Below are 22,953 nucleotides of genomic sequence, written 5' to 3'. Positions count from 1 at the left end.
GGAGCGTTTATGCTAAGGGTTTACCACTCAAATCGTCTGGATGTGCTGGAAGCACTGATGGAGTATATCGTTGAGCAAGAGCGTCTTGACGATCCGTTTGAGCCAGAAATGGTGCTGGTGCAGAGCACCGGTATGGCGCAGTGGCTGCAAATGTCCCTTTCACAGAAATTTGGCATTGCGGCGAACATCGATTTTCCGCTGCCCGCGAGCTTTATCTGGGAGATGTTTGTTCGCGTCCTGCCGGATATCCCTGAGCAGAGCGCCTTCAACAAACAAAGCATGGCCTGGAAACTGATGACGCTGCTGCCGGACATGCTGGCGCATGATGAGTTTGCCATGCTGCGGCACTATCTGAATGACGACACCGACAAGCGTAAACTTTTCCAGCTGGCCTCACGTACTGCCGACCTTTATGACCAGTATCTGGTTTACCGTGCAGACTGGCTGATTCGCTGGGAAGCGGGAGAATTAGTCGATGGGTTACCGGAAGCGCAAATCTGGCAGGCGCCGCTCTGGAAAGCGCTGGTCGAGCATACCGGGAAACTCGGTCAGCCTAAGTGGCACCGTGCTAACCTGTACGATCGCTTTATCTCAATACTTGAGAACAGCGCAGAACGGCCAGCCCGTTTGCCGTCACGCGTGTTCATTTGCGGTATCTCCGCGCTGCCGCCTGTCTACCTGAACGCGCTAAAAGCGCTCGGTAAGCACACTGATATCCATATCCTCTTTACCAACCCGTGTCGACACTATTGGGGGGATATTCAGGATCCGCGCTGGCTTTCACGGCTGGTCACCCGCCAGAGAAAGCGCCTCTTTGAAGAGCGCGCCGTGCCGCTGTTTAAAGACAGTGAAAACGCGGCGCAGCTTTTTGATGAAGAAGGGATTCAGAACCTGCCGAACCCGCTGCTTGCCTCGTGGGGCAAGCTCGGACGCGACTATATTTATCTGCTTTCTGAAATCACCTCCTCGGGAGAAGGGGATGTGGATGCGTTTGCGGATATTACGCCGGACAGCCTGCTGCACAATATTCAGCTTGATATTCTGGATTTGGAAAACCGTGCCGTTGCCGGGATCACTGCCGAAGAGTTTGCGCGAAGCGACAAGAAGCGAAAACTGGATCCTGACGATCGCAGTATCGCGATCCACGTTTGCCACAGCCCACAGCGTGAAGTTGAAATTCTTCATGACCGCCTGCTGGCCATGTTACAGGACGATCCAACCCTGACACCGCGCGATATCGTGGTGATGGTGGCGGATATCGACAGCTACAGCCCGTTTATTCAGGCGGTATTTGGCAGCGCAACGGGCGACCGCTATCTGCCCTACGCAATCTCTGACCGTCGCGCTCGTCAGTCACACCCGGCGCTACAGGCCTTTATCAGCCTGCTTTCGCTGCCTGATAGCCGGTTTATCTCTGAGGATGTGCTGGCACTGCTGGATGTGCCAGTTCTGGCCGCACGTTTCAACATTAACGAAGAGGGGTTGCGCTATCTGCGCCAGTGGGTCAACGAATCCGGTGTCCGCTGGGGTATCGACGATGATAACGTCCAGGAGTTCGAACTCCCTGCGACCGGCCAGCATACCTGGCAGTTTGGCCTGACGCGCATGCTGCTGGGGTATGCGATGGAGAGCATCCACGGCGAATGGAATGACGTGCTGCCGTACGATGAATCCAGTGGGTTGATCGCGGAACTGGTTGGTCACTTAGCCTCGCTGCTTATGCAGCTCAACCGCTGGCGCCGTGCGTTGATGCAGCCCCGCCCGCTCGAAGAGTGGCTGCCAGTTTGCCGTGAAATGCTGAATGATTTCTTCCTGCCGGACAGCGAAACTGAAGCCGCCATGGCGCTTATCGAGAAGCAGTGGCAGGCCATCGTTGATGAGGGGGTTAATTCGCACTATCACGAGGCGGTTCCTCTTTCGCTTCTGCGTGATGAGCTGACGCAACGTCTCGATCAGGAGCGCATCAGCCAGCGCTTCCTTGCGGGGCCGGTGAATATTTGTACCCTGATGCCAATGCGTTCAATCCCGTTCAAAGTGGTCTGTCTGCTTGGCATGAACGACGGTATTTATCCGCGTGCGCTTCCACCTCTGGGTTTTGATCTCATGAGCGCACAACCGAAGCGGGGCGACCGCAGCCGCCGCGATGATGACCGTTATCTCTTTCTTGAGGCGCTGATGTCTGCGCAAAGCAGGCTGTATATCAGCTATATCGGTCGTTCAATTCAGGACAACAGCGAGCGTTTCCCGTCTGTGCTGGTGCAGGAGCTGGTGGATTACATCGGACAGAGTCACTATCTGCCGGGCGATGAAGCCTGCAACTGCGACGAAAGCGAACGTCGGGTGATAGCGCATATCACCTGTCACCATAGCCGTATGCCGTTTGATCCTGTCAATTACGTTCCTGATGAACTGCAAAGCTACGCCCGCGAGTGGCTTCCCGCCGCGAAGAAAGCGGGGACGCCGCAAACCGATTTTATTCAGACGCTCGAGCCGCGCGTCATAGATACCCTCTCGTTTGAGCAGCTACAGCGTTTTTGGGCGCACCCGGTCCGGGCTTTTTTCCAGCAACGCTTGCAGGTGAATTTCCGCTCTGAAGAGAGCGAAATCCCCGATGCGGAACCGTTTATTCTTGATGGGCTGGAGCGTTTTAAGCTTAATTCCCAGCTTCTGAATGCGCTGGTTGACGAAGAAGACGCCAGTAAACTGTTCCGACGTTACAGGGCGTCGGGATTACTTCCGTATGGTGCATTCGGCGAAATCGTCTGGGATGCCCAGTGCGAGGAGATGCGAGCGCTTGCTGACCGCGTTATCGCGTGTCGGCAGCCGGCGAGCAGCATTGAAATCGATCTCGATTGTAACGGTATGCACCTCAGCGGCTGGCTCACGCACGTGCAGTCTGACGGGCTGCTGCGCTGGCGGCCATCCATGCTCAGCGTTTCACATGGCCTGCAACTCTGGCTCGAACATCTTGTCTACAGTGCGAGTGGTCACGAAGGTGAAAGCCGGTTGTTTGTACGTAAGGACGGCGAATGGCGTTTCCCGCCGATGGAGCCTGAGCAGGCGTTGACGTATCTGTCGCTTTATATTGAAGGTTACCGTCAGGGCATGAACAAACCTCTGCTTTTGCTGCCTGAAAGTGGGGGGGCGTGGATAAAAGCCTGTTACGACGCGCAGAATGATGCCATGTTAACGGATGAGGCTTCGCTCCAGAAAGCGCGCAGCAAGTTTTTGCAGGCCTACGAAGGGAACATGATGGTACGTGGCGAAGGTGATGATGTCTGGTATCAACGTTTATGGCGAACGCTGGAGCCAGAATATTTCGACATTATCACCCAGGAGGCGCAACGCTACCTGTTACCGTTGTTCAAATTTAATCAGTCCTGAGTGCTGTATAAAAATTGCGCAGTATGAGGTGTTCATTTATGATGCACCACTTATCACGGACTGATGTACCCAAAGAAAGAGATGCTGGCGTGTCCAGCACGCACGTTGTTAATGATGTAGCCGTGATAAAGAGGTCGTAATGCCAGGCAGCACCTTGTTCAAAGCGTTTGTTTTGTTTATCGCCCTTTGGGCTCCCGTCACTCAGGCCGATTCCGGTTGGCAACCTGTCAAGGAAACAATCCGTAAGAGCGATAAGGACACCCGTGAGTATCAGGCGATTCGTCTTGATAACGGGATGACCGTGCTGCTGGTTTCCGATCCTCAGGCGGTGAAATCGCTCTCCGCGCTGGTTGTGCCGGTGGGTTCGCTGGAAGATCCTGACGCCCATCCTGGACTGGCGCACTACCTTGAGCACATGACGCTGATGGGCTCTAAAAAATACCCACAGCCTGACAGCCTGTCCGAATTTCTGAAAATGCATGGCGGCAGCCACAACGCCAGTACCGCGCCGTATCGCACCGCGTTTTACCTGGAAGTGGAAAATGATGCGCTTGATGGGGCGGTGGACCGTCTGGCGGATGCCATCGCCGCACCGCTGCTGGATAAAAAATACGCTGACCGTGAACGTAATGCCGTGAACGCCGAACTGACGATGGCGCGCACGCGAGACGGTATGCGCATGGCGCAGGTTAGCGCTGAAACCATCAATCCGGCGCACCCGGGTTCGCGCTTCTCAGGCGGCAACCTTGAAACGCTGAGCGACAAGCCAGGTAGCCCGGTGCTCGATGCGCTGCATGCGTTTCGTGAAAAATACTATTCCGCCAATCTGATGAAAGCGGTTATCTACAGCAATAAACCGTTGCCGACGCTGGCAAACATGGCCGCGCAGACCTACGGCAGGGTGCCAAATAAAAATATCGATCTGCCGCAGATTAACGTGCCGGTTGTCACGGACGCGCAAAAAGGCATTGTTATTCACTATGTGCCGGCCTTGCCGCGCAAGGTGTTACGCGTTGAATTCCGTATTGATAACAACACGGCGCAGTTCCGCAGCAAAACCGACGAGCTGGTGACGTATCTTATCGGCAACCGCAGCCCGGGTACGCTCTCCGACTGGCTGCAAAAGCAGGGGCTGGTGGAAGGTATTCGCGCTGACTCCGATCCCGTTGTAAATGGGAATAGCGGCGTGCTGGCCATCTCCGCGACGCTGACCGATAAAGGGCTGGCTCACCGGGACGACGTCGTTGCGGCCATTTTCAGTTACCTCTCTCTGCTGCGCGATAAAGGCGTCGATAAACGCTACTTTGACGAGCTGGCGCACGTGCTGGATCTCGATTTCCGCTATCCCTCTATCACGCGTGATATGGACTACGTTGAGTGGCTGGCAGATACCATGATCCGCGTGCCGGTGGAACATACGCTGGATGCGGTAAATATTGCCGACCAGTATGACGCCGGAGCGCTCAAAGCGCGTCTGGCGATGATGACTCCGCAGAATGCCCGCGTCTGGTATATCAGCCCGAACGAACCGCATAACAAAATGGCCTACTTCGTTGATGCCCCGTATCAGGTTGAAAAAATCAGCGAACAGACCTTCGCGGGCTGGCAGAAAAAGGCGGGGGAAATTGCGCTGACGTTACCGGAACTTAACCCCTACATCCCGGACGATTTCTCGCTGATCAAACCCGCAAAGGCGTATCCGCACCCGGAGCTGATTGTTGATGAGCCGACGCTGCGCGTGGTCTACACCCCAAGCCGCTATTTCGCCGACGAGCCAAAAGCGGATGTTAGCGTGGTGCTGCGTAACCCCAAAGCAATGGACAGCGCCAGAAACCAGGTGCTGTTTGCGCTTAACGATTATCTGGCCGGTATTGCTCTCGATCAGCTCAGCAACCAGGCTGCCGTTGGTGGTATCAGTTTCTCCACCAACGCCAATAACGGCCTGATGGTGAATGCCAACGGCTTCACCCAGCGTTTGCCGCAGCTGTTCCAGGCGCTGCTGGACGGTTATTTCAGCTATACGCCTACGGAAGAACAGCTCGAGCAGGCTAAGTCCTGGTATGCCCAGATGATGGATTCTGCCGAGAAGGGTAAAGCCTACGATCAGGCGATTATGCCAGCACAGATGCTGTCGCAAATTCCGTACTTCCAGCGCGAAGATCGCCGCGCGTTATTGCCCTCAGTCACCTTAAAAGAGGTGCTGGCTTACCGTGATGCGCTGAAAACCAATACCCGTCCTGAGTTCCTGATTGTAGGGAATATGAGCGAAGATCAGGCTAAAACGCTGGCGCAAAACGTCCGTGAGCAACTGGGTTCAAAAGGCGATGAGTGGTGCCGTAACCAGGATGTGCTGGTAGAGAAAAAACAGAACGTGATCTTCGAAAAAGCGGGAAGCAGCACGGATTCCGCGCTGGCCGCGGTGTTTGTCCCTGTCGGTTATGACGAATTTACAAGCTCAGCCCAGAGTGCGGTGCTTGGTCAAATTATTCAGCCGTGGTTTTACAACCAGCTGCGCACCGAAGAGCAGCTGGGCTATGCGGTGTTCGCTTTCTCCATGAATGTGGGCCGTCAGTGGGGGCTGGGCTTCCTTCTGCAAAGCAGCGACAAGCAACCCGCTTACCTGTGGCAACGTTATCAGGCGTTCTTCCCGCAGGCGGAAGCAAAACTGCGCGCCATGAAGCCGGAAGAGTTTGCCCAGATCCAGCAGGCGGTTATCGCCCAGGTGATGCAGCCGCCGCAGACGCTGGGTGAAGAGGCCTCGCAGCTGAGCAAAGATTTTGATCGCGGTAATATGAAATTTGATTCGCGTGATAAAATAGTGGCCGAAATAAAACAGCTGACGCCACAAAAGGTTGCCGATTTCTTCCATCAGGCGGTAGTAAAACCGCAGGGTATGGCCATCCTGTCTCAGGTTTCTGGCAGCCAGAACGGGAAAACGGACTACGTAAAATCAAAAGAGTGGACCGTCTGGAAGAGCGTCAGCGCGCTGCAACAAACTATGCCCTGGAGTAAGAAAGAATGACCCATACCGCTGAGCCGCTTGATCCCCTAAGTTTACCTCTACAGGGTGAGCGACTGATTGAAGCCTCAGCGGGAACGGGAAAAACCTATACCATCGCCGCGCTCTATCTGCGTCTGCTGTTGGGGCTCGGCGGCAACGCCGCTTTTTCGCGCCCGTTAAGCGTGGAAGAGCTGCTGGTGGTAACCTTCACCGAAGCGGCCACTGCCGAGCTGCGTGGCCGTATTCGCAGCAACATTCATGAGCTGCGCATCGCCTGTCTGCGTCAGACGACGGATAACCCCCTCTATGCCAGCCTGCTGGACGAGATTGCGGATAAGCAACAGGCTGCGCAATGGCTGCTGCTGGCCGAGCGGCAAATGGATGAAGCGTCCGTTTTCACCATTCACGGTTTTTGTCAGCGCATGCTGAGCCTGAATGCGTTTGAATCCGGCATGCTCTTTGAGCAGCAGCTTATTGAAGATGAATCCGAGCTTCGCTATCAGGCCTGTGCGGATTTCTGGCGTCGTCACTGTTATCCGTTGCAGCGCGACATTGCCGAAGCTGTTCACGCCCTGTGGAAAGGTCCGGAAGAGCTTCTTCGCGCTATCGACCGTTACCTGCAAGGCGAAGCGCCGGTCATTAAATCTCCGCCGCCTGCCGATGAAACGCTGGCCTCGCGCCATGAAAAGATCGTCGCTAAAATTGCCGCGCTTAAGCAGAAGTGGAATGAGTCGGTTGGTGAAATCGATACAATCATCGAAAACTCAGGCATCGACAGACGCAAGTTCAACCGTGGGAACCAGGGGAAGTGGATCGAAAAGATCAGCGCCTGGGCCCAGGAGGAGACGCGGGGCTACCAGCTTCCGGACGCGCTGGAAAAATTTTCGCAGCGCTTTTTGACTGAGCGAACCAAAGCCGACGGCATTGTGCCTGAGCATTCCCTGTTTGTGGCGATTGATGCGCTGCTTGCGGAGCCATTAACGCTCAATGACCTGATGATCACACGCGCCATGACGGAGATCCGCCAGGCCGTCGCGCGCGAAAAACGTCGCCGGGGCGAGCTGGGGTTTGATGACATGCTGAGCCGCCTGGACGAGGCGCTGTCCAGCGAGAATGGTGAAGCGCTCGCCAGCGCGATCCGTACCCGTTTTCCGGTGGCGATGATTGACGAATTTCAGGACACCGACCCTCAGCAGTACCGCATTTTTCGCCGCATCTGGCGACAGCAGCCCGACACTGCCCTGTTGTTGATAGGCGACCCTAAACAGGCGATTTACGCCTTCCGTGGGGCAGATATCTTCACTTATATGAAAGCCCGTAGTGAGGTTGTCGCGCATTACACGTTAGACACTAACTGGCGTTCCGCGCCGGGGATGGTTAAGAGCGTCAATGCGCTGTTCAGCCGTATGGAGACGGCGTTCATGTTCAATGAAATCCCTTTCCTGCCGGTGAAATCCGCCCCAAAAAACGCATCCCTGCGCTTCGAAGTCAGTAGCGCGGTGCAACCCGCCATGACCTTCTGGCTGCTGGAAGGGGAAGGCTATGGGGTTGCCGACTATCAGGCGGCGATGGCCCAGCACTGCGCCGCGCAAATCCGTGACTGGCTGAGCGCAGGCGCGCGCGGCGAGGCGCTGCTGTGGAAGGGGGAACAGGCGAATCCTGTTAAAGCCTCTGATATTACCGTGCTGGTGCGCAGTCGTCAGGAAGCGGCGCTAATCCGCGATGCGCTAACGCTGCTGGATATTCCGTCAGTGTATCTTTCTAACCGCGACAGCGTGTTCGACACGCTGGAAGCCCAGGAAATGCTCTGGCTGCTTCAGGCGGTGCTGGCCCCGGAGCGCGAAAATACGCTTCGAAGCGCGCTGGCCAGCTCTATGCTGGGGTTGAACGCGCGCGATATAGATGAGCTCAACCATGACGAAAACGCATGGGATGCGGTGGTGGAAGAGTTTGTCCATTACCGTGAACGCTGGCAAAAACGCGGCGTCATGGCGATGCTGCGCGAATTGATGACGCGGCGTCAGATTGCCGAAAATATGCTGGCGTCATCCGGCGGTGAAAGGCGTCTTACCGATATTTTACACATCAGCGAACTGTTGCAGGAAGCCGGCACCCAGCTTGAAAGTGAACATGCCCTCGTGCGCTGGCTGGCGCAGCAAATCGCGGATCCAAACAGTAACGCCTCAAGCCAGCAGATGCGTCTTGAGAGCGATAAGCATCTGGTGCAAATCGTCACCATTCACAAATCGAAAGGTCTCGAGTATCCGCTGGTCTGGCTGCCCTTTATCGCCAACTACCGCGTTCAGGATCAGGCCTATTATCATGATCGCGAGACTTTCGATGCGGTGCTCGATCTCAGCAAGGCGGAAACCAGCGTTGAGCTGGCGGAAGCGGAGCGTCTGGCGGAGGATTTGCGCCTGCTTTACGTGGCGCTGACCCGTTCTGTCTGGCATTGCAGCCTGGGCGTCGCGCCGGTTTTCCGCCGTCGCGGGGAGAAAACAGGGGAGAGCGATTTCCATTTAAGCGCGTTAGGGCGGCTTATTCAGCGTGGTGAGCCGAAAGATGCGGCGGGGTTGCGCCTCTGTATTGAGTCGCTTTGCGGAGACGATATCGCCCTGCATATCCCTTCTCTGCCAGACAACAGCCGCTGGGAAATGGCGCAAGAGCCCGCGACCGATCTTAACGCGCGCCAGATCACACGGGTGCTTGCCGACGACTGGCGCGTCACCAGCTATTCTGGCCTGCAACAGCACGGGCAAAGTATTGCGCAGGATCTCATGCCGAAGCTGGACGTGGATGCCGCAGGGGTGGGCGATGTTCCGGTTGAACCGACGTTAACTCCGCATCAGTTCCCACGCGGCGCGTCGCCGGGCACCTTTTTGCACAGCCTTTTTGAAGAGCTTGATTTCACCCAGCCTGTCAGTGAGGAGTGGGTGCTGAAGATGTTGCAGAGCGGAGGCTATGACGCGCACTGGCAGCCCGTTCTCACTGACTGGATCAACGCCATTTTGCAGGCGCCGCTGACGGCGCAGGGCTTCTCTCTTCGCCAGTTAACGGCCAAAAATAAGCAGGTTGAGATGGAGTTTTATCTGCCCGTCGCAGGCCCGCTTAAGGCCGACGCGCTCGATGCGCTTATCCGTCAGTACGATCCGCTCTCAGCCGGTTGCCCGCCGCTGAACTTCCGTCAGGTGCAGGGCATGCTGAAAGGGTTTATCGACCTGGTCTTCCGTCACGAAGGACGGTACTACCTGCTGGATTACAAATCAAACTGGCTGGGCGAGAACAGCGAAGCCTATACCCAGCAGGCGATGGCGGCCGCCATGCAAATGCATCGCTACGATCTGCAATATCAGCTCTATACCCTGGCGCTGCACCGCTATTTGCGCCACCGTATTGCGGATTACCGCTACGACGATCATTTTGGCGGCGTCATCTACCTGTTCCTGCGCGGGGTCGACGCTGCCGATCCGCGCTCCGGGATCTTCAGTACTCGTCCGGATGCGGAATTGATTAATAAAATGGATAACCTGTTTGCAGCAAACACGGAGGAGATGGCATGACGATGCAGGACTTATTGCTGGATGCGGTAGAGCAACGCGTGCTGCGTCAGCTGGACGTGCAGTTTGCCATGATGATTGCCGCTGACCAGCCCGCCGTGATGCTTGCCGCTGCCCTGTTGAGTAAAGACGCCGGAGAGGGGCATGTGTGTCTGCCGCTCTCGCGTCTGGTGGTTGACGAGAAAATGCCGCCTGTCCTCCAGTCCTGCTTTGCGCTGCTGGGGGAAAGGGTGGACTGGCAGAAAATCTTGCGTGAATCGTCAGCCGTCGGGCCGGGAGACAACCAGGCACCGCTGATCCTGACGGGGGAGCGCTTATACCTGAACCGCCTGTGGCGAAACGAACTGACGGTAGCGCGTTTCTTTAGTGAGACCAATGCGCCGCTTCCCTGCGACGAAGCACAGCTTCGCCAGACGCTGGACAGGCTGTTTGACTCCGGTGAGGCCACAGACTGGCAGAAAGTGGCGGCAGCCGTCGCCCTGACGCGGCGGATCTCGGTGATATCCGGCGGCCCGGGAACGGGGAAAACAACGACCGTCGCAAAGCTGCTGGCAGCCCTGATACAGCTTTCAGGCGAGCAGCGATGCCGTATTCGTCTGGCGGCGCCCACCGGGAAGGCCGCGGCGCGTCTGACCGAATCACTGGGCGGTGCGATGCAACGGCTGCCGCTCACCGAGGAGCAGCTTGCGCTTTTCCCGGGTGAAGCAAGTACTCTGCACCGTCTGCTCGGCGCGCAGCCGGGTAGCCAGCGGCTGCGCTACCATGCGGGCAATCCGCTGCATCTGGACGTGCTGGTGGTGGATGAAGCCTCCATGATCGACCTGACCATGATGTCGCGCCTGATCGATGCGCTACCACCCCATGCGCGCGTGGTTTTCCTGGGCGATCGCGACCAGCTCGCCTCTGTAGAAGCCGGGGCGGTGCTGGGAGATATCTGTACCTACGCCAGTTACGGTTATACCGCCGCGCGGGCGCAGGAGCTCGCCCGTCTGACCGGTTGCTCGCTTGAACCCGATCACACGCCGATCGCGGGCGCACTGCGTGACAGCCTGTGCCTGCTGCAAAAAAGCTACCGTTTCGGTAGCGACTCCGGCATCGGCCAACTGGCTGCGGCGGTCAACCGTGGCGACAGGCACGCCACGCGCACGGTGTTTGACGGTTCCTTCACTGACATTGAAAAGAAATCGCTGCAAAGCGGGGAAGAGTATCAGGCTATGCTTGCGGAGGCTCTCCAGGGATACCAGCATTTTCTGAGCTGCGTGCAGCAGCGCAGTCAGCCCGGGCAGGTCATCGCCGCATTTGGCGAATACCAGCTTCTGTGCGCATTGCGGGAAGGGCCGTTTGGCGTCGCGGGCCTGAATGACAGGCTGGAGCAGCTGCTGGTGCAGAAACGCAAAATTAACCGTCAGCTGCATTCGCGATGGTATGAGGGCCGGCCAGTGATGATCTCCCGCAACGACAGTGCGCTGGGGCTGTTCAACGGGGATATCGGCATTGCGCTCGATCGCGGTAACGGTCTGCGCGTCTGGTTCCAGCTACCGGACGGTAGCGTGAAGTCCGTCCAGCCCAGCCGCCTGCCAGAGCATGAAACGGCATGGGCGATGACGGTACATAAATCTCAGGGCTCCGAGTTCAACCATGCGGCGCTGATCCTGCCGACACAGCTGTCGCCGGTTGTGACCCGCGAGCTGGTCTACACCGCCATTACCCGTGCGCGCCAGCGTCTTTCACTGTATGCGGATGAGCGCGTGTTGTGTCAGGCGATTGCCACTCGTACCGAGCGCAGAAGCGGATTAAGCGCGATATTTGAATCTGTCTGAGTGAACGCCCTCTCCAGCAGGAGAGGGTGACTGTTATCCCAGGTCCGCCATTAACACCTTCGAGCGGCGCTGGTAGTTGTACATCTCTTTCTTACTTTCCGGCAGGGAATCAATATCCACCGGCGTGAAGCCGCGCTCCTGGAACCAGTGAATGCTGCGCGTGGTAAGCACGAACAGCTTGCTCAGACCCATCTGGCGCGCCTGTGCCGCCACGCGTTCAAGCAGCAGCTCCCCCCGTGAGGAGCTACGGTAATCAGGATGCACGGCGACGCACGCCATTTCGCCAATCTGCTCTTCCGGGAACGGATAAAGCGCCGCACAGGCAATGGTCAGGTTATCCCGCTGAATGATGGTGAACTTGTCGATCTCCATCTCCAGCTGCTCGCGGGATCGGCGAACCAGAATGCCCTGTTGTTCCAGCGGACGGATCAGCTCCAGAATGCCGCCGATATCGTTGATGGTGGCACGGCGGATCTGCTCGGCGCTCTCCATGACGATCTGCGTACCGATCCCGTCACGGGAGAACAGCTCCTGCAACAGCGCGCCGTCTTCCTGATAGCTGATCAGGTGGCTGCGGCGCACCCCGCTACGGCACGCTTTAACGGCGCCGCGCAGAAAACGCACGGTACCGGAATAGTAATCGCCTTCTGCTTCCAGCGCTTCGACGCGCGCCTGGGCTTCATTCGGAAAAAGTTCTGGCACAATCACGCCCTCATCGTTCACGACACCCTGTGAGGAGCAAAAGCCGATCATTTTTTCCGCTTTCAGCTTGATGGCCAACTGGGTGGCAATCTCTTCTGAGGTCAGATTAAAACTTTCACCCGTTACGGAGACGGCAACAGGGCCCATCAGAACGATCGCGCCATTGTCTAACTGGCGGTGAATGGCTTCTTCATCAATACGGCGGATGCGGCCGCTGTGGCAGTAGTCCACGCCATCGTCCACGCCGAGCGGCTGAGCGATGATAAAGTTGCCGCTCACCACGTTGATGTGCGCGCCCTGCAACGGCGTATTGTTCAGGCTCATCGACAGGCGGGCGGTGATATCGAGCTGCAACAGACCCGCCGCCTGTTTGACCAGCTCGAGGGTTTTCGCATCCGTCACGCGCGTGTGTTTGTGGTAGATCGGCTCATGGTGATGGGCGGCCAGGTTGGCTTCAATTTGCGGACGTGCGCCATACACCACCACCAGACGGATGCCGAGGCTGTGCAGCAGGCCGATATCATTGACGATGCTGGAAAAGTTTTCATGCTCAATGGCTTCGCCGCCAAGCATGATGACAAACGTTTTTCCCCGATGGGTGTTGATATAGGGAACAGAATGGCGGAATCCCTGGACCAGTTCGGTTCTGCGTTCCTTAACCATGACACAACCCTTTGTGAATGTTTATTCGTAATTTCTGTATTTTTATTCGATTGTGGCCGCGTGTGCAAGCCTAAATTTTCTGCGACCCACAGAAAATAATAAGTAATCCGTGCGTTAACGTATGATTGTTTACCCTTTTATAGATGACAGTTTATGCGTCATTCGTTAAAGTTTTCGGTCAATTTGGGCGTTTTGTTCATCAATCAGATTTCTTGCTCGGGAGAAGCATGTCGGGATCCAATTCAGCAATAAGCCGCCGCCGCCTGTTAAAAGGGGCCGGGGCGATGTGGTTGCTTAGCGTCAGCCAGGTGGGTCTTGCCGCCACAAGCCAGGTAGTCGCGGTGCGCGTCTGGCCGTCGTCGACCTATACGCGCGTGACGGTCGAGTCCAATCGCGTGCTGAAATACAAGCAATTTGCCCTCAGCAATCCTGAACGTGTGGTGGTTGATCTCGAAGGTGTGAACCTCAACTCCGTGCTTAAAGGCATGGCAGCTCAGATCCGTGGCGACGATCCGTTTATCAAATCGGCGCGCGTCGGGCAGTTCGATCCGCAAACCGTGCGCATGGTGTTTGAGCTGAAGCAGAACGTGAAACCTCAGCTCTTTGCCCTTGCGCCTGTAGCCGCCTTTAAGGAGCGTCTGGTGATGGATCTCTATCCGGCGAATGCGACGGATATTCAGGATCCGCTCCTGGCATTACTTGAGGATTACAACAAAGGCGATCTCGACAGCCAGGTTCCGCCAGCGCAAAGTGGCCCACAGCCGGGTAAGGCGGGGCGCGATCGCCCGATTGTGATCATGCTCGATCCTGGCCACGGCGGAGAAGATTCCGGCGCCGTCGGGAAATATCGCACCCGCGAAAAAGATGTGGTGCTGCAAATTGCCCGTCGTCTGAAGGCCTTGATCGACAAAGAGGGCAATATGCGCGCCTACATGACGCGCAACGAAGATGTCTTTATCCCGCTGAAGGTCCGCGTGGCAAAAGCGCAAAAGCAGCGCGCGGATCTGTTTGTCTCTATTCACGCGGATGCCTTCACCAGCCGCCAGCCGAGTGGATCTTCAGTGTTTGCCCTGTCAACGAAAGGGGCGACCAGTACCGCCGCGAGATACCTGGCGGACACGCAGAACGCCTCGGATTTAATCGGTGGCGTGAGCAAAAGTGGCGACCGTTACGTCGACCATACGATGTTTGATATGGTGCAGTCGCTGACCATTACCGACAGCCTGAAGTTTGGTAAAGCAGTGCTGGGCAAGCTGGGCCGGGTCAACAAGCTGCACAAAAACAGCGTCGAGCAGGCCGGATTTGCGGTCCTGAAAGCGCCAGATATTCCATCCATTCTGGTCGAAACCGCGTTTATCAGTAACGTGGAAGAGGAACGTAAGCTCAAGACGGCTAAATTCCAGCAGGAAGTGGCGGAGTCGATTCTGGCGGGGATCCGGGCCTACTTCTCAGACGGGGAAACGCTGGCGCGGCGGGGGTAGGGCATTAAGCCGGGTATCATGCCCGGCATTTTCACAAACGCCAGATACAAAAAAACACCCTTCAGGGTGTTTATTGTTTTAAGAAGTGTTGGTTGCGGGGGCCGGATTTGAACCGACGACCTTCGGGTTATGAGCCCGACGAGCTACCAGGCTGCTCCACCCCGCGTCCGTCTTTCTACACTTGTAGAAACTTACTTCTTCAAATTTGATTGGTTGCGGGGGCCGGATTTGAACCGACGACCTTCGGGTTATGAGCCCGACGAGCTACCAGGCTGCTCCACCCCGCGTCCGTCTTTCTACAGTCGTAGAAGATACTTCATCAAATTTTAATTGGTTGCGGGGGCCGGATTTGAACCGACGACCTTCGGGTTATGAGCCCGACGAGCTACCAGGCTGCTCCACCCCGCGTCCGTGGAAGCGCACTATACTCGGATAGGTTTGTGATGCAACCCCTTTTTCACATAATTCATTATTTTGTATGCAAAATGAACGGCAAAAGCCACTTTGGACTATTTTTTGTGCAGAATTTGCCAAAGGGAAGGCGATTGCATTTCATTAACACGGTGGGTTTGTTATCTTCATCTCGCGGAATTGGGCAACTAAAAGACGAGATATAATGAAAGGACGTTGGGCGAAGTATCTGATGACAGGCGCAATGGTGGCGATTCTTGCGGCCTGCTCTTCCAAACCGACCGATCGCGGTCAACAGTATAAAGACGGGAAGTTATCCCAGCCTTTCTCTTTAGTTAACCAGCCAGACGCCGTGGGCGCTCCGATCAATGCCGGAGACTTCTCCGAGCAGGTCTACCAGATCCGCACTGCTTCTCCGCGTTTATACGGTTCGCAGAACAACGTCTATAGCGCCGTGCAGGACTGGCTGCGTGCAGGCGGTGATACCCGCAATATGCGCCAGTTTGGTATCGATGCCTGGCAGATGGAGGGGGCGGATAACTACGGTAACGTCCAGTTTACCGGTTACTACACCCCGGTTGTCCAGGCGCGACACACACGCCAGGGCGAGTTCCAGTATCCCATTTACCGTATGCCGCCGAAACGCGGTCGTCTGCCGTCCCGCGCCGAGATCTACGCTGGCGCGCTGAGCGAAAATTACGTGCTGGCCTACAGCAACTCCCTGATGGACAACTTCATTATGGACGTGCAGGGCAGCGGCTATATTGATTTTGGCGACGGCTCGCCGCTGAACTTCTTTAGCTACGCCGGGAAAAATGGCCATGCCTATCGCAGCATCGGTAAGGTGCTCATCGACCGTGGCGAAGTGAAACGAGAAGATATGTCGATGCAGGCGATCCGCGAGTGGGGCGAAAAACACAGCGAAGCGGAAGTGCGTGAGCTGCTTGAGCAGAACCCATCGTTTGTCTTCTTCAAACCGCAGAACTTTGCGCCGGTGAAAGGGGCGAGCGCCGTCCCGCTGATTGGCCGCGCTTCTGTGGCATCGGATCGTTCGATTATCCCGGCAGGTACTACGCTGCTGGCGGAAGTTCCACTCCTCGACAACAACGGCAAATTCAATGGCAAGTATGAATTACGCCTGATGGTGGCGCTGGACGTGGGTGGGGCGATCAAAGGCCAGCACTTCGACATTTATCAGGGCATCGGCCCGGATGCCGGCCATCGTGCAGGCTGGTATAACCACTACGGACGCGTGTGGGTGCTGAAGGCAGCGCCGGGTACCGGAAACGTATTCAGCGGCTGATTGTGGTATTCTGAGGGCAAGACGGATTACGGTTCAGGGTGAGGAATACCTCACCCTTTTTACATCTGAGGTTTTATGTCTGTGGTAATCAGCGATGCCTGGCGCCAGCGTTTCGGCGGCACGGCACGGTTATATGGTGAAAAAGCCCTGCAACTGTTCGCGGATGCGCATGTCTGCGTGGTGGGCATTGGTGGTGTGGGTTCGTGGGCGGCAGAAGCGCTGGCGAGAACCGGCATTGGCGCAATTACGTTGATTGATATGGATGACGTCTGCGTCACTAACACTAACCGTCAGATCCACGCCCTGCGTGATAACGTCGGTCTGGCGAAGTCCGAGGTGATGGCGGAGCGTATTCGTCTCATCAACCCGGAGTGTAGGGTGACGGTGATCGACGACTTTGTGACGGCAGATAACGTCGCGGAGTACATGAGCAAAGGCTACAGCTATGTGATTGATGCCATCGACAGCGTGCGGCCAAAAGCGGCGCTGATCGCTTACTGTCGTCGTTACAAGGTGCCGCTGGTGACAACGGGCGGCGCGGGTGGACAAATTGATCCGACGCAGATCCAGGTGGCGGATCTGGCGAAAACCATTCAGGATCCGCTGGCCGCTAAGCTGCGCGAGCGCTTAAAAAGCGACTTCAACGTGGTGAAAAATAGCAAAGGCAAGCTGGGCGTGGACTGTGTGTTCTCGACAGAAGCGCTGGTTTATCCGCAGGCGGATGGTTCGGTCTGTGCAATGAAAAGCACGGCGGAAGGGCCAAAGCGGATGGATTGTGCCTCAGGGTTTGGAGCGGCCACCATGGTGACCGCCTCCTTCGGCTTTGTGGCGGTCTCTCACGCCCTGAAGAAGATGATGGCGAAGGCGGAACGTCAGGCCTGAGCCTGACGGGCGGCATCCAGTACCGCGTCGTTTAGCGCAATCAGTCCCTGACCGCGCGAGGCGCTAAGCTGCGCGCGAAGTCCCAGCTCATCAAACAGCGCCAGCGGAGAATGCGCCAGCAGCTCTGCGGCGCTTTTCCCTTCGATTGCGGTCAACAGCACCGCCAGCAGACCGCGAACAATGCGTCCCTCGCTGTCGCCGAAGAAATGCAGTTTCTCTCCGGATACGCTAAACCCAAGCCAGACGCGGTTCTCGCAGCCTGCGATCTCCTTCGCCTGTGATTTCAGCTCGTCTGACAGCGTGGGCAACTGTTTACCCAGCAGGATCAGCTGACGATATTTATCTTCCCACTGCGTGAGCGGGACGAAGGTCTGTTTTAACGTCTCTTCAGTAATAACGGTGCCGAACGGGTGCCCGGCTAAAGCTGAACTTGTCATTAATCCACCAGTAATTCCAGGGCGCGGTCGACGGCGGAAACCAGCGCATCGACGTCACTTTTTGTATTGTACGGTGCAAACGAGGCGCGCAGGGTACCGCTCACGCCAATAGCCGCCAGCAGCGGCTGGGCGCAGTGCTGTCCGGCACGCAGGGCAATGCCGTATCCGGCAAGCAACGTCACCATGTCGCTATGGTGCACGCCCGCGAAATCAAAGGCGAGCAGGCTGGAGTCCTGGACGCGGAACGAGCGAAAACCCGGACGTTTTTTCAGTTCTTCTTCCGCCAGCGTCGCCAGACCCCGGCTCCAGCTTTCAGCTTGAACCACGTCCGTTTCTGCCAGCCATTCGAGCGCTGCGCTCAGACCGATAACCCCGGCCACGTTTGGGGTACCGGCTTCCAGGCGGTAGGGCACATCCTGCGTTTTAAAACCGTCGAAGGTGACTTCGGTAATCATCTTGCCGCCGCCGAGCCACGGCGTCATCCGGGCCAGCAGTTCAGGTTTGCCGTACAGCGCGCCGATACCGGTTGGCCCGTACAATTTGTGTCCTGAGAAGGCATAGAAGTCGATATCCAGCGCCTGAACGTCAGCCGGAAAATGCACCACACCCTGCGCACCGTCGACCATCACCACCACGCCGCTGGCATGGGCAATCTCAATGGCACGCGCCAGATCCGGGCAGCCGCCGGTGACGTTGGACATCTGCCCCAGCGCCAGAATACGGCTGCGCGGCGTAATCAGCTCAGGCAGACGCGCCACGTCAGGCAGGAAGTCCGCACCCAACGGGAGCTTTACAACCCGTGCCCCGGTTTGTTCGGCCACCATCAGCCAGGGTACCAGGTTGGCGTGGTGTTCCGCCTCGCTGACGATGATCTCATCCCCGGGCTGCAATAGCGGACGCGCGTAACATTGCGCCACCATGTTAATGGCCTCTGTGGTGCCCCGCGTCCAGACGATGTTCTTACCGCTGTCAGCATTGATCAGGCGCGCGACCTGATCCCGTGCGGCTTCGTATTGCGCCGTTAAGCGCTGCGCGTCGGCATACTGGCTGCGGTGCACGTTCCCGGCGCTCAGGCTGTAAAACTGGCGGGTTGCCTCAATCACCGCCTGCGGTTTAAGGGCCGTGGCGGCGCTATCAAGATAAATGCCGGCATCGGCCAGCGCAGGAAACTGTGCGCGAAACTGCGCAGGACTGAAAGCGTTCATGGAATTCCTCATATCGATTCTACGATCGTCGCGCAAATTCATCGGCAGGGCAAGGAAGTTGATATCTATCAGATTTGTCTGCTTATCCTGGCGAGTCTGAAAAAGCAGGTTATGCTAAATAGTGTTAGGCGGATGTTTTAGCCTGTTATAAATCGAGGTTTGAATAGCATTAATTGCTAAAGGAGATAAACATGAAAAAGACAGCTGCAATCATTTCTGCCTGTGCGTTGACCTTTGCCCTGAGCGCCTGTTCTGGAAATAACTACGTAATGCATACCAACGATGGTCGATCTATCGTCTCTGAAGGGAAACCGACAACCGATAATGATACCGGGATGATTTCATACAAAGATGCTAACGGGAACAAACAGCAGATCAATCGCACTGACGTGAAAGAGATGAAGGAAATCGAGCATTAATAGTTAGATAAGCGAAAAAAAAGCACCGCAAGTTGGCGGTGCTACATTAATCACTATGGACAGACAGGGTAAATGTACAGGAAGTGAAAAATTGGTAGCGTTGCTACCGTGGTCTGAATCGCAGACCAATTGCAAACACAACAACACAACATCACAACCGTAAGCCAAAAGCCCTTCAGAACACGCATTCCAAAAAAAGCTTTTCGTTCCGGCTCAGGAAGTGCCGCCACTATAGGTATTTGCTGGTAGTTCCTCAACGGACAAATTATAATGGCTCAGATAAAAAAAACTAATAGGTTAAACGTTGTTTCCTATATGTTAAATCTCGTTAACATCTAAGCCAGATAACCATGTCCAAGCGATTGCCACCCCTTAATGCATTACGTGTTTTTGATGCAGCAGCACGCCACCTCAGCTTCACCCGCGCAGCCGATGAGCTTTTTGTGACACAGGCCGCAGTAAGTCATCAAATCAAGTCTCTGGAGGATTTTCTGGGGCTTAAGCTGTTCCGTCGACGCAACCGTTCGTTGCTGTTGACCGAAGAGGGGCAGAGCTATTTTCAGGATATTAAAGAGATTTTTTCCCAGCTGACGGAAGCCACTCGCAAGCTTCAGGCCCGGAGCGCAAAAGGCGCTCTGACTGTGAGTTTATTGCCCAGTTTTGCCATTCAGTGGCTGGTGCCGCGACTCTCAAGCTTTAACTCAACTTATCCGGGAATCGATGTCCGAATCCAGGCGGTGGACCGTCAGGAAGACAAGCTGGCAGATGATGTGGACGTGGCGATTTTTTACGGTCGCGGTAACTGGCCGGGCTTGCGTGTGGAAAAATTATACGCAGAATATCTGTTGCCGGTCTGTTCACCGCTGCTGCTGACGGGGGATAAAGCGCTCAAAACGCCCGCCGATCTGGCGCAACATACGCTTTTGCACGATGCTTCGCGTCGCGACTGGCAAACTTATACCCGCCAGTTAGGTCTTAATCATATAAACGTGCAGCAGGGGCCCATTTTTAGCCACAGCGCGATGGTGCTACAGGCTGCCATTCACGGGCAGGGCGTGGCGTTGGCAAACAACGTTATGGCGCAGTCCGAAATTGAGGCAGGCCGTCTGGTTTGCCCATTTAACGATGTACTGGTCAGCAAGAATGCATTTTATCTGGTTTGTCATGACAGTCAGGCAGAACTGGGTAAAATAGCCGCTTTCCGGCAGTGGATACTGGCGAAAGCGGCAAGCGAGCAAGAAAAATTCCGCTTCAGGTATGAACAATAACGTTTGTGTGCCGGGCACGCATCAATTCAGGACTTAAACATGACCAGCCGATTCATGCTGATTTTCGCCGCGGTGAGTGGCTTTATTTTTGTAGCTCTGGGCGCGTTTGGCGCGCATGTCTTAAGCAAATCTCTGGGCGTTGTGGAGATGGGTTGGATCCAGACCGGCCTTGAATATCAGGCGTTCCACACGCTGGCAATTTTTGGGCTGGCGGTGGCGATGCAGCGCCGCATCAGCATCTGGTTTTACTGGAGCAGCGTCTTTCTGGCGCTGGGTACCGTACTGTTCAGCGGCAGTCTTTACTGTCTGGCGCTGTCGCATTTACGCCTGTGGGCGTTTGTTACACCTGTCGGCGGCGTCAGCTTCCTGGCGGGTTGGGTGTTAATGTTTATCGGAGCTATCCGTCTGAAACGCAAGGGCGTTGTTCATGAATAAGGTTGTTTTATATTGTCGCCCGGGGTTTGAGAAAGAGTGCGCCGCGGAAATCACCGATAAAGCGGCGAAGCGTGAAGTCTTCGGATTCGCTCGCGTCAAAGAGAACGCGGGCTATGTGGTATTTGAATGCTATCAGCCTGATGATGCCGACAAGCTGGCGCGCGAACTGCCGTTCAGCTCATTGATTTTCGCCCGTCAGATGTTTGTCGCGGGCGAACTGCTGAAAGATCTTCCGCCGGAAGATCGCATCACGCCGATTGTTGGCCTGTTGCAGGGTGTGGTGGAGAAGGGCGGCGATTTGCGCGTGGAAGTGGCCGACACCAACGAAAGCAAAGAGCTGATGAAGTTCTGCCGTAAGTTCACCGTGCCGCTGCGCGCGGCGCTGCGTGATGCGGGTGTGCTGACAAACTACGAAACGCCAAAGCGCCCGGTCGTGCATATCTTCTTTATTGCGCCAGGATGTTGCTACGCCGGCTACTCGTATACCACCAATAATTCGCCGTTCTTTATGGGGATCCCGCGTCTGCGCTTCCCGGCAGATGCGCCGAGCCGTTCAACCCTGAAGCTGGAAGAGGCGTTTCACGTCTTTATCCCGGCGGACGAGTGGGACGAACGTCTGGCAAACGGCATGTATGCCATCGACCTTGGCGCGTGCCCGGGCGGCTGGACCTATCAGCTGGTGAAACGCAATATGTGGGTTTCGTCTGTGGATAACGGCCCTATGGCGCAAAGCCTGATGGATACCGGGCAGGTCACCTGGCTGCGTGAGGACGGCTTCCGCTATCGCCCGAACCGCAACAACATCTCCTGGATGGTGTGCGACATGGTAGAAAAACCGGCGAAAGTCGCGGCGCTGATGGCCTCATGGCTGGTGAACGGCTGGTGTCGTGAGACGATTTTCAACCTCAAGCTGCCGATGAAAAAGCGCTACGAAGAGGTGTCGCAGAACCTGGCCTATATTCAGCAGCAGCTGGACGAACACGGGATTAACGCGGAAATCCAGGCGCGTCAGCTTTATCACGACCGCGAAGAAGTGACGGTCCATATCCGTCGCTGGTGGGCGGCAGTGGGTGGGCGTCGCGACGAGCGATAACGTTTGTAACGCCCGGTGGCGCTGCGCTTACCGGGCCTACAAAATCGTGTAGTTGTTTTAACGTTCTAACCTTAACTGCTGTAAATTCCCGTCCAGCTGTAAATCCGTCTGTAGCGTCGCCACCTCCCGGCAGATAAACGCCATCTCTTTATGCGCCTCCAGCTTTTTGCGCCATTTTTCCGGCACTTCATCAAGCCTGGCGTAAATTCCTTCCAGACTCTGAAACTCCGTCAGCAGCTGTGCGGCGCTTTTGGGTCCAATACCGGCGACACCCGGCACTTTAGAGCTGCTGATCCCCGCCAGCCCCCAGTAATCCGGCAGTTGCTCAGGCGATACGCCAAACTCGCTGGCAATGAATGGCGCGTCCAGCCAGCGTTTTTGAAAGTAGTCCCGGATGCGGATCGTTGGAGAGAGCAGCTGGCAGTAGCCTTTGTCGGTTGAAACGATAGTCGCCTGATGCCCGGCGCTCGCGACTTTAACCGCCAGCGTTGCGGCTAAATCGTCAGCCTCATTACCGTGGGCGCCCCAGCACGGAACGCCGCGCTGCTCAAAGGCCGCGCGGATAGCGGGCATTTCTGCGTGCAGATCGTCCGGCATCGGCGCACGTCCGGCTTTGTAGTCCGGCAGGCGCTGGTGCCGCCAGCCGGTATTGCGTGCTTCATCGTCGAATACGGCAACAGCGTGGGTGGGTTCGCTATGGCGAATGAGCTGCTCCAGCGCGTGTAAACAGGTGTCCTTGCAGGGGGGGCCCTGTACCGCATGAATACGGCGAATCAGGTTAAGTGCATCGACGATAAGCAAATGAACGGCCACAGATAATCTCCCTTCTGTCTGATAGGTGAAGGGTAACACTGAGCGCAGCATGAAACTATGAATGGTGGCGAAAACAGGA

General features: G+C 56.2%; 15 protein-coding genes and 3 tRNA genes. 11 read left to right on the top strand and 7 right to left on the bottom strand.

The features are described 5' to 3' along the window. The first annotated feature begins 9 nt into the window (after nucleotides 1-9). The 4 genes from recC (at nucleotide 10) to recD (ending at nucleotide 11,762) form a co-directional block, all read left to right on the top strand. On the top strand, nucleotides 10-3,384 hold the full coding sequence (gene recC, locus ACWKXX_RS17715; RefSeq protein WP_261666039.1) for an exodeoxyribonuclease V subunit gamma: 3,375 nt from the start codon (nucleotides 10-12) through the stop codon (nucleotides 3,382-3,384). A 139-nt stretch (nucleotides 3,385-3,523) separates the two neighbouring features. Continuing rightward, nucleotides 3,524-6,406 (top strand): pitrilysin, encoded by a 2,883-nt coding sequence (gene ptrA, locus ACWKXX_RS17710; RefSeq protein WP_261666040.1) that lies wholly within the window; start codon nucleotides 3,524-3,526, stop codon nucleotides 6,404-6,406. Then, nucleotides 6,403-9,945, top strand: coding sequence for an exodeoxyribonuclease V subunit beta (gene recB / locus ACWKXX_RS17705; RefSeq protein ID WP_284329616.1), 3,543 nt, complete (start codon nucleotides 6,403-6,405; stop codon nucleotides 9,943-9,945). Before ptrA ends, recB begins: the two co-directional genes overlap by 4 nt. Then, the gene (gene recD / locus ACWKXX_RS17700) at nucleotides 9,942-11,762 is read left to right on the top strand and encodes an exodeoxyribonuclease V subunit alpha (protein ID WP_261666041.1); all 1,821 of its coding nucleotides are present in this window, start codon (nucleotides 9,942-9,944) and stop codon (nucleotides 11,760-11,762) included. The genes recB and recD overlap by 4 nt, the downstream gene beginning before the upstream one ends. 33 nt (nucleotides 11,763-11,795) lie before the next feature. On the opposite strand, the gene argA is transcribed toward recD, so the two are convergent. Next, nucleotides 11,796-13,127 carry an amino-acid N-acetyltransferase gene (argA, locus tag ACWKXX_RS17695; protein WP_015571744.1) on the bottom strand — a complete coding sequence of 444 codons (1,332 nt, stop codon included), beginning with the start codon at nucleotides 13,125-13,127 and terminating at the stop codon, nucleotides 11,796-11,798. A 227-nt stretch (nucleotides 13,128-13,354) separates the two neighbouring features. Here argA and amiC point away from each other — a divergent pair, with 227 nt between their 5' ends. Next, nucleotides 13,355-14,608, top strand: a complete 1,254-nt coding sequence (gene amiC / locus ACWKXX_RS17690) for an N-acetylmuramoyl-L-alanine amidase AmiC (RefSeq protein WP_017382840.1) — start codon at nucleotides 13,355-13,357, stop codon at nucleotides 14,606-14,608. 89 nt (nucleotides 14,609-14,697) lie between these two features. On the opposite strand, the gene ACWKXX_RS17685 is transcribed toward amiC, so the two are convergent. From ACWKXX_RS17685 to ACWKXX_RS17675, 3 genes are all read right to left on the bottom strand, one after another. Next, nucleotides 14,698-14,774: transfer RNA gene (locus ACWKXX_RS17685), tRNA-Met, on the bottom strand. 44 nt (nucleotides 14,775-14,818) lie between these two features. Next, nucleotides 14,819-14,895, bottom strand: a tRNA-Met gene (locus ACWKXX_RS17680). 44 nt (nucleotides 14,896-14,939) lie between these two features. Next, nucleotides 14,940-15,016 (bottom strand) — tRNA-Met (locus tag ACWKXX_RS17675). A gap of 208 nt (nucleotides 15,017-15,224) precedes the next feature. Here ACWKXX_RS17675 and mltA point away from each other — a divergent pair. After that, nucleotides 15,225-16,322, top strand: a complete 1,098-nt coding sequence (gene mltA, locus ACWKXX_RS17670) for a murein transglycosylase A (RefSeq protein ID WP_015571742.1) — start codon at nucleotides 15,225-15,227, stop codon at nucleotides 16,320-16,322. A gap of 75 nt (nucleotides 16,323-16,397) precedes the next feature. Beyond that, nucleotides 16,398-17,204, top strand: coding sequence for a tRNA cyclic N6-threonylcarbamoyladenosine(37) synthase TcdA (tcdA, locus tag ACWKXX_RS17665; protein ID WP_006811804.1), 807 nt, complete (start codon nucleotides 16,398-16,400; stop codon nucleotides 17,202-17,204). Here tcdA and csdE read toward each other — a convergent pair. Continuing rightward, nucleotides 17,195-17,641: a cysteine desulfurase sulfur acceptor subunit CsdE gene (gene csdE / locus ACWKXX_RS17660; protein WP_017382839.1), complete on the bottom strand. Its 447-nt coding sequence runs from the start codon at nucleotides 17,639-17,641 to the stop codon at nucleotides 17,195-17,197. The two genes, tcdA and csdE, sit on opposite strands and share 10 nt — an antisense overlap. Continuing rightward, nucleotides 17,641-18,846, bottom strand: coding sequence for a cysteine desulfurase CsdA (gene csdA, locus ACWKXX_RS17655; RefSeq protein ID WP_045338404.1), 1,206 nt, complete (start codon nucleotides 18,844-18,846; stop codon nucleotides 17,641-17,643). Before csdA ends, csdE begins: the two co-directional genes overlap by 1 nt. Before the next feature lie 191 nt (nucleotides 18,847-19,037). Here csdA and ACWKXX_RS17650 point away from each other — a divergent pair, with 191 nt between their 5' ends. From ACWKXX_RS17650 to rlmM, 4 genes are all read left to right on the top strand, one after another. After that, nucleotides 19,038-19,265 (top strand): YgdI/YgdR family lipoprotein, encoded by a 228-nt coding sequence (locus tag ACWKXX_RS17650; RefSeq protein ID WP_003862759.1) that lies wholly within the window; start codon nucleotides 19,038-19,040, stop codon nucleotides 19,263-19,265. Between the two features lie 350 nt (nucleotides 19,266-19,615). Then, nucleotides 19,616-20,533, top strand: a complete 918-nt coding sequence (gene gcvA, locus ACWKXX_RS17645) for a glycine cleavage system transcriptional regulator GcvA (protein WP_003862758.1) — start codon at nucleotides 19,616-19,618, stop codon at nucleotides 20,531-20,533. Between the two features lie 39 nt (nucleotides 20,534-20,572). After that, nucleotides 20,573-20,968: a DUF423 domain-containing protein gene (locus tag ACWKXX_RS17640; RefSeq protein ID WP_003862756.1), complete on the top strand. Its 396-nt coding sequence runs from the start codon at nucleotides 20,573-20,575 to the stop codon at nucleotides 20,966-20,968. Beyond that, the gene (rlmM, locus tag ACWKXX_RS17635) at nucleotides 20,961-22,061 is read left to right on the top strand and encodes a 23S rRNA (cytidine(2498)-2'-O)-methyltransferase RlmM (protein ID WP_045340018.1); all 1,101 of its coding nucleotides are present in this window, start codon (nucleotides 20,961-20,963) and stop codon (nucleotides 22,059-22,061) included. The genes ACWKXX_RS17640 and rlmM overlap by 8 nt, the downstream gene beginning before the upstream one ends. Before the next feature lie 57 nt (nucleotides 22,062-22,118). On the opposite strand, the gene xni is transcribed toward rlmM, so the two are convergent. Beyond that, nucleotides 22,119-22,874, bottom strand: a complete 756-nt coding sequence (gene xni / locus ACWKXX_RS17630; protein ID WP_086626077.1) for a flap endonuclease Xni — start codon at nucleotides 22,872-22,874, stop codon at nucleotides 22,119-22,121. Between the last annotated feature and the right edge of the window lie 79 nt (nucleotides 22,875-22,953).

Source organism: Enterobacter sp. UPMP2061 (assembly GCF_053709615.1).
This window is presented reverse-complemented; position numbering and strand designations above follow the sequence as displayed.

Coding starts and splice junctions, on each gene's coding strand:
- mltA (WP_015571742.1), top strand. CDS start 15,225: ATGAAAGGACGTTGGGCGAAGTATCTGATGACAGGCGCAATGGTGGCG.
- amiC (WP_017382840.1), top strand. CDS start 13,355: ATGTCGGGATCCAATTCAGCAATAAGCCGCCGCCGCCTGTTAAAAGGG.
- ACWKXX_RS17650 (WP_003862759.1), top strand. CDS start 19,038: ATGAAAAAGACAGCTGCAATCATTTCTGCCTGTGCGTTGACCTTTGCC.
- csdE (WP_017382839.1), bottom strand. CDS start 17,641: ATGACAAGTTCAGCTTTAGCCGGGCACCCGTTCGGCACCGTTATTACT.
- recD (WP_261666041.1), top strand. CDS start 9,942: ATGACGATGCAGGACTTATTGCTGGATGCGGTAGAGCAACGCGTGCTG.
- tcdA (WP_006811804.1), top strand. CDS start 16,398: ATGTCTGTGGTAATCAGCGATGCCTGGCGCCAGCGTTTCGGCGGCACG.
- argA (WP_015571744.1), bottom strand. CDS start 13,127: ATGGTTAAGGAACGCAGAACCGAACTGGTCCAGGGATTCCGCCATTCT.
- csdA (WP_045338404.1), bottom strand. CDS start 18,846: ATGAACGCTTTCAGTCCTGCGCAGTTTCGCGCACAGTTTCCTGCGCTG.
- rlmM (WP_045340018.1), top strand. CDS start 20,961: ATGAATAAGGTTGTTTTATATTGTCGCCCGGGGTTTGAGAAAGAGTGC.
- recC (WP_261666039.1), top strand. CDS start 10: ATGCTAAGGGTTTACCACTCAAATCGTCTGGATGTGCTGGAAGCACTG.
- recB (WP_284329616.1), top strand. CDS start 6,403: ATGACCCATACCGCTGAGCCGCTTGATCCCCTAAGTTTACCTCTACAG.
- gcvA (WP_003862758.1), top strand. CDS start 19,616: ATGTCCAAGCGATTGCCACCCCTTAATGCATTACGTGTTTTTGATGCA.
- ptrA (WP_261666040.1), top strand. CDS start 3,524: ATGCCAGGCAGCACCTTGTTCAAAGCGTTTGTTTTGTTTATCGCCCTT.
- ACWKXX_RS17640 (WP_003862756.1), top strand. CDS start 20,573: ATGACCAGCCGATTCATGCTGATTTTCGCCGCGGTGAGTGGCTTTATT.